This is a genomic window from Xanthomonas sp. DAR 80977 (assembly GCF_041240605.1).
Lineage (GTDB): Bacteria > Pseudomonadota > Gammaproteobacteria > Xanthomonadales > Xanthomonadaceae > Xanthomonas_A > Xanthomonas_A bundabergensis.
Genome location: NZ_CP162487.1, coordinates 5466745 through 5482839, shown reverse-complemented (window position 1 = coordinate 5482839; position 16095 = coordinate 5466745). Strand labels below are relative to the sequence as shown.

The window sequence follows — 16095 nt, the reverse complement described above, 5'->3', positions numbered from 1 at the left end:
CAGATGTAATTCATTGAGAGACCAGGCGTGAGGCGCGAAACATCGCGGCGCACTCGGCCGGTGAAAAGAGGAAAGCGGATGGGCCAGACTACCATCGGCGCGCTAGGTCGGGAATGGTTTTCCCGCATCTATTCACAGATCCATCCACAGGCTGCGCATCGCGGCCGTCGTGGCGCCGGATAGAAGGCAGTTGACCGCGCCCCGGTTGGTTCTATAGAATTTCCGGTTCTTTCCGCCTCATTCAGACAGAGCGCCCCGATGGCCACCAAGCGCACATTCCAGCCCAGCAACCTCAAGCGCAAGCGCGACCACGGCTTCCGTGCCCGTATGGCGACCGCCGACGGCCGCAAGATCCTGGCCCGTCGCCGCGCCAAGGGCCGCAAGCGCCTTAGCGCTTGATTGCTTCGCCGCCCCAGGCGGCGCCTGCAATCCGGACCGTGAATCATCCCGACCCGCGTAGGCGATTTCCTCGCTCTGCGCGGGTTCGCACGTCTGCGGAATACCGCGTCGTGTTCGATGCCGCGCGCCGCTGCTCCGAACCGTTGATGAGCCTGCACTGGCGCAGCGCCGACCATCCCGCGCGGCTCGGCCTGGCCGTGTCGCGCAAGGTCGACAAGCGCGCGGTGGTGCGCAACCGCATCAAGCGCGTGCTGCGCGACGCCACCCGGCAACTGCTGCCGTGGCTGGCGCCGGGCGACTATGTGGTGGTGGCGCGCAGCGCCGCCGCCCAGGCCAGCGGCGAACAGCTGCGCCAGGCCTACCTGCGCCTGCTGCGACGCGCCGGCGCATTGCCGGCCCCGGCTGCGGACGGCACAATGCCGCCGCCCATCTCTCCTTCTTCCCCCACTTCCAAGTCAGAACCCGTTTCTGGCTGAGCCGAGCTTGCCTGTCCGATGAACCAGACCCGCCTTTTCCTGATCTTTGCCTGGCTGATGGTCGCGGCCCTGTTGTGGATGGAGTGGAACAAGGAGCACGCCGCGCCTGCGGCCGATGCGACCGCCATTGCGGCCGCGACCACGCTGCCGCCCGCGCAGGACGCCGATGCCGGCGCCACCGGCACGCCGGCCGTGCCGCGCGCCGTGGTGCCCGGTGCCGCGACGGTGCCGGGCGCGACCGCCGAGACCAGCGCGGTGCCGGCCGCCGGCGCCGCGCCGCGGGTCACCATCACCACCGACGTGCTGCACCTGACCCTGGACGGGCGCAGCGTGTTCGACGCGGATCTGCTGCTGTTCCCGCAGACCAAGCAGCCCGGCAGCCCGCCGGTGGCGCTGCTGACCGAGGACCCGGTGCATCCGTACACCGCCACCAGCGGCTGGGTCGGCGAGCACAACGCGCCGTCGCCCGGTCCGGGCGGCTTCCGCCCCGAGCAGCCGGGCAAGGAGTACGTGCTGGCCAAGGGCCAGGACGCGCTGCAGGTGCCGTTCGTGTGGAACGGCCCGGACGGGATCAGCATCCGCCGCGTCTACACCGTGCAGCGCGGCCATTACGCGGTGCAGATCAAGGACGAGATCGTCAACCAGGGCAGCAAGCCGTGGCAGGGCTATGTGTTCCGCAAGCTGAGCCGGGTGCCGACCATCGTCAGCCGCGGCATGACCAACCCCGATTCCTTCAGCTTCAACGGCGCCACCTGGTTCAGCGCGCAGGACGGCTACCAGCGCCGCGCGTTCAAGGACTTCCTGGAAGACGGCCCGGTCAACCAGACCATCAAGGGCGGCTGGATCGCGCTGCTGCAGCATCACTTCTTCACTGCCTGGGTCCCGCAAACCGATCAGGACGCGCTGTACGTGCTGTCCAACGACGGCCCGCGCCACGTGATCGAAGCGCGCGGCCCGGCCTTCACCGTCGCGCCGGGCGGGCGCGCCAGCACCGAGGCGCGGCTGTGGGTCGGCCCGAAGCTGGTGGATCAGATCGCCAAGGAACAGGTGAAAGGTCTTGACCGCGTGGTCGACTACAGCCGTTTCACGTTGCCGGCGCTGCTCGGCCAGGGCCTGTTCTGGGTGCTCAGCCACCTGCACACGCTGCTCGGCAACTGGGGCTGGTCGATCGTCGGCCTGGTGATCCTGCTGAAGCTGGTGCTGTATCCGCTGTCGGCCGCGCAGTACAAGAGCATGGCCAAGATGCGCAAGTTCCAGCCGCGCATCCAGCAGCTCAAGGAGCGCTACGGCGACGACAAGCAGAAGTTCCAGACCGCGATGATGGAGCTGTACAAGAAGGAGAAGATCAACCCCATGGGCGGCTGCCTGCCGGTGCTGGTGCAGATGCCGATCTTCTTCGCGCTGTACTGGGTGCTGGTGGAATCGGTGGAGCTGCGCCAGGCGCCGTGGTTCGCCTGGATCCAGGACCTGACCGCGCGCGATCCGTACTTCATCCTGCCGGTGATCAACGTGGCGGTGATGTGGCTGACGCAGAAGCTGACGCCGTCGCCGGGCATGGACCCGATGCAGGCGCGGATGATGCAGTTCATGCCTCTGGTGTTCGGCGTGATGATGGCCTTCGTGCCCTCGGGCCTGGTGCTGTACTGGGTCACCAACGGTTCGCTGGGCCTGCTGCAGCAATGGTGGATGACCAAGCGCCACGGCGAGCCGGCTACCGCAGCGGCCGGGAGCGGCGCCAAGGCGCCGGCCAAGCCCAAGAAGTAAACCCGACAACGCCCGCCGCAAGGCGGGCGTTGCGCATGTGGCCGCGGCAAATGCGGCGCGCGTGTCCTTCCGTCACCGTCTTCGCGAGTCCCCGGTCATGCACGACCGCCGTTGCGTCTTCCCGTTGTCCCTCGCCACCTGCTGCCTGCTCGCCTTCGCGCTGGCCGGCTGCCAGCGCACGCCGGCCGATGCCGGGGCCGCAGCGGCCACGCATGCGCCGGCGGCCGCGCCGATGCCGGGTTCGCCGGCGCTGCAGGCGCAGGCCACGGCGATCCAGGCGCAGCTGCAGGAACAGCTGGCGGCGCAGCGCAAGATCATCGTGTTGCTCGCCGACGAGGCCAAGCAGTCGCCGGCCGAGCGGCAGACCTCCAGCGGCGTCGGCCAGCAACTGTTCCACGAGGGACTGGAGCGGCGCGACGCGTTGGCCAGGCAATTCGATGCGCTGCTGGCGCAGCCGGACGCGCAGCGCTTCGCCGCGGTCGGCGCGCTGCTGGACTACGTCGAATCGGCGCCGGACCTGTACGACGCCGACCGCCTCGCGTTCCGCGAGATCCTGGCCGACTGGCAGGCGCGCATCGGCAAGGACTCCTCGCTGCCGGCGATCAAGCTGCACCAGCGCATCGGCGAGGACCTGGAGGCGCTGGACGAGATCGAGCGCACCTACAACCGCGAGATCACCGCGATCTTCAGCCGCTTCGACCGCACCCGCGCGATCGTGCAGAAGCGCGAGAAGTGGGAGGACTACGTCGCCCACCTGGGCACGCTGTACACGCGCGAGCGCATCCTGCGCGACTACGGGGTGATCACGCCGTATCCGATGTCGATGAAAGACAGCGACCGCGAGGTGTTCGGCCGCGACCTGCCGCCGAAGACCGTGGTGCTGAGCTTCGACGACGGCCCGCACCGCGAGTACACCGACGAGATCGTCGCCATCCTCAAGCGCTACGACGTGCCGGCCACGTTCTTCGAGGTCGGCCGCAACCTGGGCAAGCTCGATGCCGACGGCAAGGTCGAACTGGCGCCGCTGGCCAGCGTCAGCCGCGAGCTGATGGAGCAGGGCTATACGGTCGGCAACCACAGCCTGACCCACGCGCAGCTGTCCAAGGAGACCGGCGCCGCGCTGCGCAGCCAGATCCTGGACACCGACCGCATGCTGCGCGCGGTCGATGCCAAGCGCGCGCCGCTGTTCCGCTTCCCGTACGGCGCGCGCAACGCCGAGGGCATGCAGATCCTGGGCGAGGCCGGGTTGAAATCGGTGATGTGGAACGTGGACTCGCTGGACTGGGCCGACCCGGTGCCCGAATCGATCGTGCAGCGCGTGCTCGAGCAGGTCGGCCGCGAGCAGCGCGGCATCCTGCTGTTCCACGACATCCACGCACGCACGGTCAAGGCGCTGCCGCAGATCCTGGACCGGCTCAGCGCCGACGGCTACCAGTTCGCCGCCTGGAACGGGCGCGATTTCAGCGTGGCGCGCGCGGCGGCCAACGCCGCGGCGCCGGCGGTGACCAGCGGCTACGACAAGTCGTGGGCGATCGTGATCGGCATCGACGACTACGCGCGCTGGCCCAAGCTGCAGTACGCGGCCAACGACGCGCAGGCGATCGCGCAGACCCTGACCGGCAGCTTCGGCTTCCCGTCCTCGCAGGTGATCGTGCTGAAGAACCAGGAGGCCACCCGCAACAACATCCTGGCCGCGTTCCACGACCGCCTGGCGCACGGCGGGGTGGGCAAGAACGATCGCGTGTTCGTGTTCTTCGCCGGGCACGGCGCCACCCGCAAGCTCGCCTCCGGGCGCGACCTCGGCTACATCGTGCCGGCCGATTCGGACCCGGCGCAGTTCGCCACCGATGCGATCCCGATGACCGAGATCCAGGACATCGCCGAGAGCCTGGAAGCCAAGCACGTGCTGTTCGTGATGGACGCCTGCTACAGCGGCCTGGGCCTGACCCGCGGCGGCGGCGGCACCGGCGCCTACCTGCGCGAGAACGCGCGGCGCGTGGCGCGGCAGATGCTCACCGCCGGCGGCGCCGACCAGCAGGTCGCCGACAGCGGCCCCAACGGCCATTCGGTGTTCACCTGGGTGCTGCTGCAGGCGCTGTCGGGCAAGGGCGATCTCAACGGCGACGGCCTGATCACCGGCACCGAACTGGCCGCGTACGTGGCGCCGGCGGTGTCGAGCATCTCGCCGCAGACGCCGGCGTTCGGCAGCCTGCCCGGCTCGCAGGGCGGCGAGTTCGTGCTGCAGGTGCCGGAGGGCGACGAATTCCTGACCGCCAGCACCCAGCAGCTGTCCTCGGCGGCGATCGCGATGAACGACCGCGTCGATGCGGCGGCGCCGGCGCCCGCGCTGGCCGCCAGCGCGCCGGCCGCGGCGGATGCCGCGCCGGCGGCCAAGCCGACCGTGCTGGTCAAGGACCTGCAGGGCGGCGAGCGGCCGCTGGCGGTGCCGGTCGCGGCCGGGCCACTGTCCGATCGCCAGCGCGCGCAGCGCGCCAACGACCGCGGCCTGCAGCTGTACAAGGAAAAGCGCTACGACGAGGCCGAGGCGCAGTTCACCGAGGCGCTGAAGCTGCGCCCGGATTTCGCGCTGGCGGCCAACAACCTCGGCTTCATCTACTACCGCCAGGGCAAGTACGCGCAGGCCGCGCGCTGGCTGGAGAACACGCTGAAGATCGATCCCTCGCGCGCGGTGGCCTACATCAACCTGGGCGATGCGTACCGGCAGATGGGCGACGCGGCCAAGGCCAAGCATGCGTTCCAGACCTATCTGGAACTGCAGCCCGGCGGCGCGTCGGCGGCGTACGCGCGCACCCAGCTGCAGACGTTGTAGCCTGCAGCGCCGCCGGGACCTTCGCCATGCCGCACGCCGCCGCCGACACCATCGCCGCCATCGCCACCGCGCCGGGCGCGGGTGGCGTCGGCGTGGTGCGCGTGTCCGGGCGCCTGGCCGCGGCGATCGGCGCCGGCCTGGGCCTGGGCGCGCTGGCCCCGCGCACGGCGCGCTACGCGCGCTTTCGCGATGCGCATGGCGACACGCTCGACGACGGCATCGCGCTGTGGTTCCCGGCGCCGCGCAGCTTCACCGGCGAAGACGTGCTGGAACTGCAGGCGCACGGCAGCCCGGTGCTGCTGCGGCAACTGGTGGCGCGCTGCTGCGAACTCGGCGCGCGGCCGGCGCGGCCCGGCGAGTTCAGCGAGCGCGCCTTCCTCAACCGCAAGCTGGACCTGGCCCAGGCCGAGGCGATCGCCGACCTGATCGCCGCCGGCGACCTGCGCGCGGCGCGCGCGGCGCGGCGGTCGCTGGACGGAGTGTTCTCGCGCCGGGTCGAGGCCCTGGCCGAACACCTGCTGCGCTTGCGCATCCACACCGAGGCGGCGATCGATTTCGCCGACGAATCGCTGGACACGCTCGGCGGCGACCAGGTCCGTGCCGGCCTGGCGCAGGCGCGCACCGACCTGGCGCAGCTGCTGCTGGAGGCCGAGCGCGGCCGGCGCCTGCGCGACGGCCTGCACGCGGTGCTGGTGGGGCCGCCGAACGCGGGCAAGAGTTCGCTGCTCAACGCGCTGGCCGGCAGCGAGCGCGCCATCGTCACCGACATCGCCGGCACCACCCGCGACACCTTGCGCGAGACCGTGCGCCTGGACGGGGTCGAGCTGACCCTGGTGGATACCGCGGGCCTGCGCGACGGCGGCGACGCGATCGAGCGCGAAGGCATGCGCCGCGCGCGGCTGGAACTGCAGCGCGCCGACCTGGCGCTGATCGTGCTCGACGCGCGCGAGGCCGATGCCGGCCGCGCCGCGATCGCCGAAGCCATCGCCGGCGTGCCGCAGCGGCTGTGGATCCACAACAAGAGCGACCTGCTCGACGCGGTGCCCGATGCGACCGCCGACACCGTACATGTGTCCGCCGCCACCGGCAGCGGCCTCGAGCAGTTGCACGCGCAGCTGCGCGCGATCGCCGGACAGGCCGCCGGCGACGGCAGCGACGGCGAGTTCTCCGCGCGTGCGCGCCACGTCGACGCCTTGCAGCGCGCCGCCGGGCATGCCGCGGCGGCGGCGGCCGAACTGGGCTACGAGCGGCTGGAACTGGCCGCCGAGGAACTGCGCCTGGCGCACGCCGCGCTCGGCGAGATCGTCGGCCACCTCAGCGCCGACGACCTGCTGGGGCGGATCTTTTCCAGCTTCTGCATCGGCAAGTAGGGCGCGGCCCCGCGTGCCGATGCCGCGCGCTCAGGGCGCCAGCGCGGCCAGTTGCACGCGGTTGGCCTGCAGCCACTGTTCGAACGGCTGCGGCGCCTGCCCGGTGAGCGCCTGGTAATCGCCGGTGACGGTGACCACGCGGCCGGCGGCGGTGTTGCTGTCGAACGAGGCCAGCGCGCGCGCCAGCGGCTCCGGCAGGCCGGCGCCGACCATGCCCTGGACCAGCCCTTCGACCGGCACCGGCACCACCTGGATCGGCTTGCCGACGGTCTGCGCGACCAGCTCCGCGATCTCGGCGGTGGTGTAGGCCTGCGCGCCGCTGAGGGTCAGCGTGCGCTTGCCCTCGCCGCCGCCGGCCAGGGCCACCGCGGCCGCGCGCGCCAGGTCGTCGCGGGCGATGTGGGCGATGCGGCCGTCGCCGGCGGCGCTGTACCAGTGGCCGGAGGCCAGCACCGAGCGCAGGCTCATGAACAGGTTCTCGAAGTACCAGTGGTTGCGCAGCACGGTCCAGCCGGGCAGGGTGCTGGCGGCCAGCGCGTCCTCGGTGCCGGCGTGGTCGGGCGCGATCAGCAGCGGCGAATCGTGCGGTTCCGGGCAGGAGGTGTAGACCAGATGGCGGACCCCGGCGCGCGCGGCGGCGGCGATCGCGGCCCGGTGCTGCGCGAGGCGATGGCCGGGGCGGTCGATCGCATCGGTGCTGATCAGCAGCAGGCGTCCCACGCCTGCGAACGCGGTGTCGAGCGATGCGGGGGCGTCGAAGTCGCCGTGGCGGACCTCGACGCCGCGCGCGGCCCAGGCGCCCAGGGTTTCGGGACGACGGGTCAGGGCGACGACGCGCGTCGGCGGCAGTTGCAGCGTGTCCAGCAGATGCGCCAGCACGCGCTGGCCGAACTGGCCGCCGGCGCCGGTGACGAGCAGGGAATCGGGATGAGCGGACATGGAGTTTCCTTGGTGGAGGTGCGGTGCGTGGCGCCGATCGGGTGGTGCCGACCCGGAGCGGGCTGCGGTGGTCTGCAAAAGGAACCAGGTGCATAGTAGAGAGAGTGGCCAGGCTGTAAATACGGCACTTTTTCCGCCCCTGATTACGTCGAGGTAACCACCATGTCCGTCACCGCGTCGCCTGCCGCCGCCGCCGCCGAGCCGCCGCTGAGCCAGAAGCTGCACGTCTACCGGCGCGACGGCCTGCAGATCGACCAGTGCCCGGTACGCGACGTGCTGGCGCAGATCGGCGACAAGTGGAGCACGCTGTTCCTGCTGCTGCTGGCCGAGCGCGCGCAGCGCTTCGGCGAACTGCGCCGCGCGGTGCCGGACATTTCCCAGCGCATGCTGACCCAGACCCTGCGCGACCTGCAGCGCGAGGGCCTGGTCGCGCGCGAGGTGCTGCCGCTGGTGCCGCCGGGCGTGGAGTACCGGCTGACCGCGCTGGGGCAGTCGTTGGCCGAGCCGCTGGCGCAACTGGTGCGGTGGGCCGAGGCCAATCACGCCGCGGTGCGCGCGGCGCGTGCCGCCTTCGAAAGCGGACTGCCGGGTGCGACGGCCATGGCGAGCGACAGCCGTCGTCGCGCGTAGCCGGCGCCGCGCCGCTGGGCGCACGGCGAAGCAAGACCGCGCCAATTTCCAATACGCGCCTCCCATCCTCGCGCAGCATGCCGTTGCCGGCGCATCGCGTGCCGGCTGCCAGTGCCGTTGCCGCGGCGCCGGTCTTCGCTGCAGCCGAGGAAGTGTCCGTATGCGTTCGAAAATCGTCGCCGCCCTGCTGTCGTCGAGCCTGCTGTCGCTCAACGCGTTCGCCGCGATGGCCGCGCACTCGCCGCCGGCGGCCGCGCGCATCGCCGCCACGCCGCCGGTCGCGGTCGCCCCGCAGTACGACACCACCCATGTGTACGTCGCGCCTGCCGACGTGGAACGTTTCGTCGCCAGTTTCCTGGCCACCTTTGGCGGCAGCAGCACGCGCCAGGTGGTGGCGACGGTGACGCCGACCCCGAGCAGCACCACCTCGCAGCTGTTGCAGACCCCGGTCGGCACGGTGTCGCTGTTCGGCTTCACCACGCCGATCCCACATCCGTTCGGCGCCGAGCGCAACGGCCTGCTGGTCCGCGACCTGGACCAGGCCGTGGCCGCGGCGCGCGCCGCCGGCGCCGACGTGCTGGTCGCGCCGTTCCCCGATCCGATCGGCCGCGATGCGGTGGTGCAGTGGCCGGGCGGGGTCAACACGCAGCTGTACTGGCATACCACCGCGCCGTCGTACGCGGCGTTCCGCGCGCTGCCGGAGAATCGCGTGTACCTGTCGCCGGATCGCGCCGACGCCTTCGTGCGCAGCTTCCTCGCCTTCTCTCACGGCAAGGTCGTGGACGATGCGCGGCAGGTGCCGGGCCAGGAGATCGGCCGCCCCGGCGAGCATTACCGGCGTATCCGCCTGCTCTCGGAGTTCGGCAAGACCACGGTGGCGGTCAGCGACGGCCACCTGCCGTATCCGTACGGGCGCGAGACCACCGGCTACGAAGTCGAGGACCTGCAGCAGACCCTGGACAAGGCCAGGGCCGCTGGCGTGCAGGTGCTGGTGGCGCCGTTCGCCAGCCAGGACCGGCGCAGTGCGGTGGTGGAATTCCCGGGCGGCTACGTCGCCGAGATCCATAGCCCGCTGGCGCATTGAGCCGGGGCATGCGCGGCGCCGAGCGCATGCGGCACGGCGCGCTGCTGGCGCTTGCCTGGACCATGGCGATGGCCGCGCCGGCCTGCGCCGAGGAGCCGGAGGCGCAAGCGTCCGCGCCGGCGACACGGCCGCTTCCGAGCACCAACCGCTGGCAGGAGGACTGGTCGGCATTGGCCGATCCGGCCTTGCGCCAGGCGCCGCTGGATCGGCTGAAGTATCTGCCGCTGGATGCGGACGATCCGCAGCGCTACCTGTCGCTGGGCGCCAACCTGCGCGAGCGCTTCGAGTCGAACGACGCGCCCGGCCTGGGCACCGGCGACGCCGCCGATGCCTATCTGCTGCAGCGCCTGCAGGTGCATGCCGACCTTCGCCTGGGCAGCCGCTGGCAGGCGTTCGCGCAACTCGAGGACGTGCGCGCCTATGCCAAGCGCCAACGTTCCGCGGCCGACCAGAACCGGCTCGACCTGCGCCTGGGCTTCGTCGCCTACCAGCGCGCCTTCGCCAGTGGCACCTTCAAGGCGCGGGTGGGGCGGCAGGATTTCGCCTTCGATCTGCAGCGCTTCGTGTCCTCGCGCGATGGCCCCAACGTGCGCCAGTCGTTCGACGCGGTCTGGGCCGATTGGGAAACCGCGCGCTGGCGCGTGCTCGGTTTCCTCAGCCAGCCGGTGCAGTACGCCGACGCGCGCGCCTTCGACGACCGCTCCAGCCGCGGCGTGCGCTTCGGCACCTTGCGCGCCGAGCGCAAGGTGTTCGGCGACAACGAACTGTCCGCCTACTACGCGCTGTACGCACGCGACCAGGCGCATTACCTGGAAGGTGGCGGGCGCGAACGCCGCCATGTGTTCGATCTGCGCTTCGCCGGTGCCGCCAGCGGCGTGGACTGGGACGTGGAAGCGATGGCGCAGCGCGGCAGCGTCGGCCAGCAGGCGATCCGTGCCTGGGCGTTCGGCGCGCGCAGCGGCTACACGCTGACCGGGTTCGCGGTGCGGCCGCGGCTGGGCCTGCAACTGGATGCCGCGTCCGGCGACGCGCATGCCGGCGACGGCCGCGTGGGCACGTTCAATCCGCTGTTCCCGAACGGCTACTACTTCGCGCTCGCCGGCTACACCGGCTACAGCAATCTTGTGCACCTGAAGCCATCGCTGCAATGGCAGGCCGCGCCAGCGCTGACCGCGACGCTGGCGGTGGGATTGCTGTGGCGGCAGACCACCGCCGATGCGGTCTACCTGCAGCCGAATCTGCCGGTGGCCGGCAGCGCCGGCCAGGGCGGGCGCTGGACCGGCCGCTACACGCAACTGCGGCTGCAGCGTCCCTTGTCGCCGCAGCTCACCGCGGCGCTGGAAGCGGTGCGCTATGACGTCGGCCGCGCGCTGCGCCAGGCCGGCGCGCGGGACAGCGACTATCTCGGCGTGGAACTGCGCTGGGCCTGGTAGCGCGGCCCGGCACGCAGCGGCCGGGCATTTGGCGCACAGCGCGACACGAATCTCCAAGACGCGGCCGCCGCCGCGCGCCAGCATGGCGTTCTCCCCCGCACCAGGATCCGTCCATGCCGCTCGCCCAGCCCACCCCCGGCGCCACCTTGCTCGCCCCTGGCGACCACACCCTGATCATGATCGACTTCCAGTCGCAGATGGCCTTCGCCACGCACTCGATCGATGCGGGCGCGCTGCGCACCAACGCCGCATTGGTGGCCAACGCCGCCGCCAGCTTCGGCGTGCCGACGATCCTGACCACGGTCGCCGAGAAGAGCTTCTCCGGGCCGATGTTCGACGAAGTGGTCGCGCCGTTCCCGGGCCAGGCGCTGCTCGACCGCACCTCGATGAACACCTGGGAGGACGCGGCGGTGATCCAGCGGGTCAACGAAATCGGCAAGCCGCGGATCGTGCTGGCCGGGCTGTGGACCAGCGTGTGCATCGTCGGCCCGGCGCTGTCGGCGCTGGACCAGGGCTTCGAGGTCTACGTGATCGCCGACGCCTGCGGCGACGTGTCGGCCGAGGCCCACAACCGCGCGATCGAGCGCATCGTGCAGGCTGGCGGGCGGCCGATGACCGCACTGCAATACCTGCTGGAACTGCAGCGCGACTGGGCGCGCACCGCGTCCTATGCCAGCACCACCGAGGTGGCGCGCAAGTACGGCGGCGCCTACGGCCTGGGCATCACCTACGCCCGGGCCATGTTCGGCGCCCATGAAGGCTGAGCGGAGCACGCCGATGAAGACCTATCTGGTATCGCTGGGCCTGGGCCTGCTGGTCGGGGTGATCTATGCGCTGTTCAAGGTGCGTTCGCCGGCGCCGCCGGTGATCGCGCTGGTCGGCCTGCTCGGCATCCTGCTCGGCGAGCAGCTGCCGCCGCTGGTGCAGCGGCTGCTGCGCAGCGACGCCAACCCGACCTCGTGGTTCCAGCACCAGGTCAAGCCGCATGTGTTCGGCGAATTGCCGCAGCGCACGCGGGCGCCGGCCGCGGGAGAGCGCCGCGATGGCTGAGCCGCATGCAGCCGATGCCGCGCCGGAACTGATCCTGTACCACGGCCGCTTCACCACCCTGGACCGTGCGCGTCCCACGGCCGAGGCGGTGGCGATCAAGGACGGCCGCTTCCTGCAGGTCGGCAGCGACGCGGAGATCCTGCCGTTGGCCGGCGCGCACACCCGGCGCATCGACCTGCATGGCCGCTGCGTGCTGCCGGGGCTGATCGACAACCACCTGCACCTGATCCGCGGCGGCCTCAACCACAACCTGGAACTGCGCTGGGACGGCGTGCGCAGCCTCGCCGACGCGATGGACATGCTGCGCCGGCAGGTGGCGATCACGCCGGCCCCGCAATGGGTGCGCGTGGTCGGCGGCTTCAGCGAGCACCAGTTCGCCGAGAAGCGCCTGCCGACCATCGCCGAACTCAATGCCGTAGCGCCCGACACGCCCGTATTCCTGCTGCACCTGTACGACCGCGCGCTGCTCAACGGCGCCGCGCTGCGCGCGGTGGGCTACGGCAAGGACACGCCGGCGCCGCCGGGCGGGGAGATCGTGCGCGACGCCGAGGGCAACCCGAGCGGATTGCTGCTGGCCAAGCCGAACGCGTCGATCCTGTACGCGACGCTGGCCAAGGGGCCGACGCTGCCCTACGACTACCAGGTCAATTCGACCCGCCAGTTCATGCGCGAACTGAACCGGCTCGGCGTCACCGGCGCGATCGACGCCGGCGGCGGTTTCCAGAACTATCCCGACGACTACAGGGTGATCCAGGAACTGGCCGACGCCGGCCAGCTGACCATCCGCCTGGCCTACAACCTGTTCACCCAGAAACCGCAGCAGGAGAAGGAAGACTTCCTCGCCTGGACCGCCAGCTCGCGCTACCAGCAGGGCGACGACTACTTCCGCCACAATGGCGCCGGCGAGATGCTGGTGTTCTCCGCCGCCGACTTCGAGGACTTCCGCCAGCCGCGCCCGGACATGCCGCCGCAGATGGAGCACGAACTGGAGGACGTGGTGCGGATCCTGGCGCAGAACCGCTGGCCATGGCGCCTGCACGCCACCTACGACGAGACCATCAGCCGCGCGCTGGACGCGTTCGAACGCGTGGACCGGGAGATCCCGCTGCAGGGGTTGCACTGGTTCTTCGACCACGCCGAAACCATTTCCGAACGCTCCATCGACCGTATCGCCGCGCTCGGCGGCGGCATCGCGGTGCAGCACCGCATGGCCTACCAGGGCGAGTATTTCGTCGAGCGCTACGGCATGGGCGTGGCCGAGGCGACGCCGCCGGTCAAGCGCATGCTGGAGAAGGGGGTCAAGGTCTCGGCCGGCACCGACGCCACGCGCGTGGCCTCCTACAACCCCTGGGTGTCGCTGGCGTGGCTGGTGACCGGGCGCACCGTCGGCGGCCTGCGCCTGTATCCGCAGCGCAACTGCATCGACCGCGAGACCGCATTGCGCATGTGGACCGAGCACGTCACCTGGTTCAGCAACGAGGAAGGCAAGAAGGGCCGCATCCAGGCCGGCCAGTTCGCCGACCTGGTGGTGCCGGACCGCGACTATTTCGGCTGTGCGGAAAGCGACATCGCCGACACCACCGCGCTGCTGACCATGGTCGGCGGCAAGGTGGTGTGGGCCAGCGCGCCGTTCGCCGACTACGACGAGGCACCGCCGCCGCCGCCGATGCCGGACTGGTCGCCGGCGCGCCGCTTCCGCGGCTACGCCGCCTGGGGCGAGGCGCTGGCGCCGGCACTGCTGCAGCAGGCCGCTGCCAGTTGCGGCTGCGCCCACGACTGCACGATCCATGGGCACCGGCACGCCACCGCGTGGAGCAGCCAGCTGCCGATCGCCGACCTGAAGAGCTTCTGGGGCGCGCTGGGTTGCGCGTGCTGGGCGGTATGAGCCGGATGAGCACGACGGGCGGCATCGGCACGCAGGCCGGCGTGGAGGCGCGGAACGTGCCGCGTCCCGCGCTGGCCGCGCGCACGGCCGCCAGCACCCCGCGGAGCGTGCGCCATGCATGACACGACCGATGCGCTCGGCACGCGCCTGACCCCGGCATGGCTGCGCTGGCTGGCGCTGCTCGGCCTGTGCGCGGCCTATCTGCAGGGCGGGCTGGTCAAGGCCTTCGCCTTCGACGGCGCGGTCGCGGAAATGGCGCACTTCGGCATGGCGCCGGCCGCGCCGCTGGCGGCGGCGGTGATCGTGCTGGAACTGGGCGCGTCGCTGCTGATCCTGAGCGGCGCGTATCGTTGGCTGGGCGCGCTGGCGCTGGGCGGGTTCACCCTGGTGGCCGCGTGCGTGGCCAACCGCTATTGGGAGATGAGCGGCATGCAACGCTTTGCGGCAATGAACGCGTTCTACGAGCACCTGGGCCTGGTCGGCGGCTTCGTGCTGGTGGCCTGGCACGACCTGCGCGAGCGCGCGCATGGCTGAGCCCACCGCACCCGCGCCGGCCACCGGCAGCTTCGCCCCGCTGCGGCATCGCGTGTTCGCGGTGCTGTGGGCGGCCACCGTGCTCGGCAACGTCGGCAGCTTCATGCGCGACGTCGCCAGTTCCTGGCTGGTCACCGACCTGTCCAACAATCCCGCCGCGGTGGCGCTGATGCAGACCGCGGCGACACTGCCGGTGTTCCTGCTGGCGATCCCGGCCGGCGTGCTGTCGGACATCCTCGACCGGCGCCGCTTCCTGATCTGCGTGCAGCTGTTGCTGGCCTGCGTCAGCGCCAGCCTGCTGCTGCTGTCCAGGACCGGCGCGCTCACCGTCGAATACCTGGTCGCGCTGACCTTCGTCGGCGGCATCGGCGGCGCGCTGATGGGGCCGACCTGGCAGGCGATCGTGCCGGAACTGGTGCCGCGCGCGGACCTGAAGAACGCGGTGGCGCTGAACTCGCTGGGCATCAACATCGCGCGTGCGCTGGGACCAGCCGGCGGCGGCCTGCTGCTGGCCAGCCTGGGTGCGGCGGCGGCCTACGCCAGCGATGTGCTCAGCTACGTGTTCGTGGTCGCCGCGCTGCTGTGGTGGCCGCGCGCCAAGGCGGCCGACAGCGGCCTGTCCGAGCAGTTCTTCGGCGCCTTCCGCGCCGGCCTGCGCTATGCCCGCGCCAGCCGCGAGCTGCACGTGGTGCTGCTGCGCGCGGCGGTGTTCTTCGTGTTCGCCAGCTCGGTGTGGGCGCTGCTGCCGCTGGTGGCGCGGCGCATGCTCGGCGGCAGCGCCGGGTTCTACGGCGTGCTGCTCGGCGCCGTCGGCGTGGGCGCGATCCTCGGCGCGGTCGTGCTGCCGCAGCTGCGCAAGCGGCTGGATGCCGACGGCCTGGTGCTGCTGGCCGCGGTGCTGACCGCCGCGGTCATGGCGGCGCTGGCGACCACGCCGTCGCAGACCGTCGCGGTGCTGTTGTTGCTGGTGCTCGGGGTCGGCTGGATCGTGGCGCTGACCACGCTCAACGGGGTGGCGCAGGCAGTGCTGCCGAACTGGGTGCGCGGCCGCGGCCTGGCGGTCTACCTGACCGTGTTCAACGGCGCGATGGCCGGCGGCAGCCTGGGCTGGGGCCTGATCGCCGCGCAGCTCGGCATCGCCGCCACGCTGCTGCTCGGCGCCGGCGCGCTGCTGCTGGTCGCGCTGGCGTTCCACCGCCTGCGCCTGCCCAAGGGCGAGGCCGACCTGCAGCCGTCCAACCACTGGCCCGAGCCGCTGCTCAACGCGCCGGTGGCGCACGACCGCGGCCCGGTCATGGTGCAGATCGAATACCGCGTGCGCGTCGCCGACCGCGCGGCGTTCCTGCACGCCTTGCGCGAGCTGTCGCGCGAGCGCCGCCGCGACGGCGCCTACGCCTGGGGCATCACCGAGCACAGCGCCGAGCCGGAACGGGTGATGGAGTGGTTCCTGGTCGAATCCTGGGCCGAACACCTGCGCCAGCACCAGCGCGTGTCGCATGCCGACGCCGACCTGCAGGACGCGGCGCTGCGCTACCACATCGGCCCGGAGCGGCCGGCGGTGCACCATTTCCTGGCGCTGGACCTGCAGCAGGCGTCGCCGCCCACTGTCGCCGGGCGCGGCAGCTAGCGCTTTTTCAGCGTGGGTTTTTGCGGTTGGCGACGTAGAGGCAACAGACGACGCAATTGTTGTGGGAGCGACTT

The 16095-nt window shown here is 71.4% G+C and carries 14 protein-coding genes; 13 read left to right on the top strand and 1 reads right to left on the bottom strand.

All coding sequences use genetic code 11. The annotated features are described in order from the left end of the window. Nucleotides 1-258 precede the first annotated feature (258 nt). The 5 genes from rpmH to mnmE all read left to right on the top strand — a co-directional run bounded on the left by rpmH (nt 259) and on the right by mnmE (nt 6839). Nucleotides 259-399, top strand: a complete 141-nt coding sequence (rpmH, locus tag AB3X10_RS23230; RefSeq protein WP_003469983.1) for a 50S ribosomal protein L34 — start codon at nt 259-261, stop codon at nt 397-399. Between the two features lie 38 nt (nt 400-437). Further along, nucleotides 438-875, top strand: coding sequence for a ribonuclease P protein component (rnpA, locus tag AB3X10_RS23225; protein WP_369981977.1), 438 nt, complete (start codon nt 438-440; stop codon nt 873-875). Nucleotides 876-893: 18 nt separating this feature from the next. After that, nucleotides 894-2639 (top strand): membrane protein insertase YidC, encoded by a 1746-nt coding sequence (gene yidC, locus AB3X10_RS23220; protein ID WP_369977949.1) that lies wholly within the window; start codon nt 894-896, stop codon nt 2637-2639. A 97-nt stretch (nt 2640-2736) separates the two neighbouring features. Further along, complete coding sequence (locus AB3X10_RS23215; RefSeq protein ID WP_369977946.1) at nt 2737-5469, top strand: polysaccharide deacetylase family protein; 2733 nt, start codon at nt 2737-2739, stop codon at nt 5467-5469. A 26-nt stretch (nt 5470-5495) separates the two neighbouring features. Then, nucleotides 5496-6839, top strand: a complete 1344-nt coding sequence (mnmE, locus tag AB3X10_RS23210) for a tRNA uridine-5-carboxymethylaminomethyl(34) synthesis GTPase MnmE (RefSeq protein ID WP_369977944.1) — start codon at nt 5496-5498, stop codon at nt 6837-6839. 30 nt (nt 6840-6869) lie between these two features. Here mnmE and AB3X10_RS23205 read toward each other — a convergent pair whose 3' ends face one another. Then, nucleotides 6870-7778: an SDR family oxidoreductase gene (locus AB3X10_RS23205; RefSeq protein ID WP_369977942.1), complete on the bottom strand. Its 909-nt coding sequence runs from the start codon at nt 7776-7778 to the stop codon at nt 6870-6872. 162 nt (nt 7779-7940) lie between these two features. Between AB3X10_RS23205 and AB3X10_RS23200 the strand changes: the two genes are divergently transcribed. The 8 genes from AB3X10_RS23200 (at nt 7941) to AB3X10_RS23165 (ending at nt 16021) form a co-directional block, all read left to right on the top strand. Continuing rightward, a complete protein-coding gene (locus AB3X10_RS23200; RefSeq protein ID WP_369977940.1) occupies nt 7941-8408 on the top strand; it encodes a winged helix-turn-helix transcriptional regulator in 468 nt (155 codons plus the stop codon). A 160-nt stretch (nt 8409-8568) separates the two neighbouring features. Then, nucleotides 8569-9492: a VOC family protein gene (locus AB3X10_RS23195; RefSeq protein ID WP_369977938.1), complete on the top strand. Its 924-nt coding sequence runs from the start codon at nt 8569-8571 to the stop codon at nt 9490-9492. 8 nt (nt 9493-9500) lie between these two features. Further along, a complete protein-coding gene (locus AB3X10_RS23190; protein ID WP_369977936.1) occupies nt 9501-10925 on the top strand; it encodes an alginate export family protein in 1425 nt (474 codons plus the stop codon). A 113-nt stretch (nt 10926-11038) separates the two neighbouring features. Next, nucleotides 11039-11689, top strand: a complete 651-nt coding sequence (locus tag AB3X10_RS23185) for an isochorismatase family protein (protein ID WP_369977934.1) — start codon at nt 11039-11041, stop codon at nt 11687-11689. Nucleotides 11690-11702: 13 nt separating this feature from the next. Continuing rightward, nucleotides 11703-11975 (top strand): DUF1427 family protein, encoded by a 273-nt coding sequence (locus AB3X10_RS23180; RefSeq protein WP_369977932.1) that lies wholly within the window; start codon nt 11703-11705, stop codon nt 11973-11975. Further along, nucleotides 11968-13860 carry an amidohydrolase gene (locus AB3X10_RS23175; RefSeq protein ID WP_369977930.1) on the top strand — a complete coding sequence of 631 codons (1893 nt, stop codon included), beginning with the start codon at nt 11968-11970 and terminating at the stop codon, nt 13858-13860. The genes AB3X10_RS23180 and AB3X10_RS23175 overlap by 8 nt, the downstream gene beginning before the upstream one ends. 114 nt (nt 13861-13974) lie before the next feature. Next, nucleotides 13975-14394, top strand: a complete 420-nt coding sequence (locus AB3X10_RS23170) for a DoxX family protein (RefSeq protein WP_369977928.1) — start codon at nt 13975-13977, stop codon at nt 14392-14394. Continuing rightward, nucleotides 14387-16021, top strand: coding sequence for an MFS transporter (locus AB3X10_RS23165; RefSeq protein WP_369977926.1), 1635 nt, complete (start codon nt 14387-14389; stop codon nt 16019-16021). Before AB3X10_RS23170 ends, AB3X10_RS23165 begins: the two co-directional genes overlap by 8 nt. Nucleotides 16022-16095 lie beyond the last annotated feature (74 nt).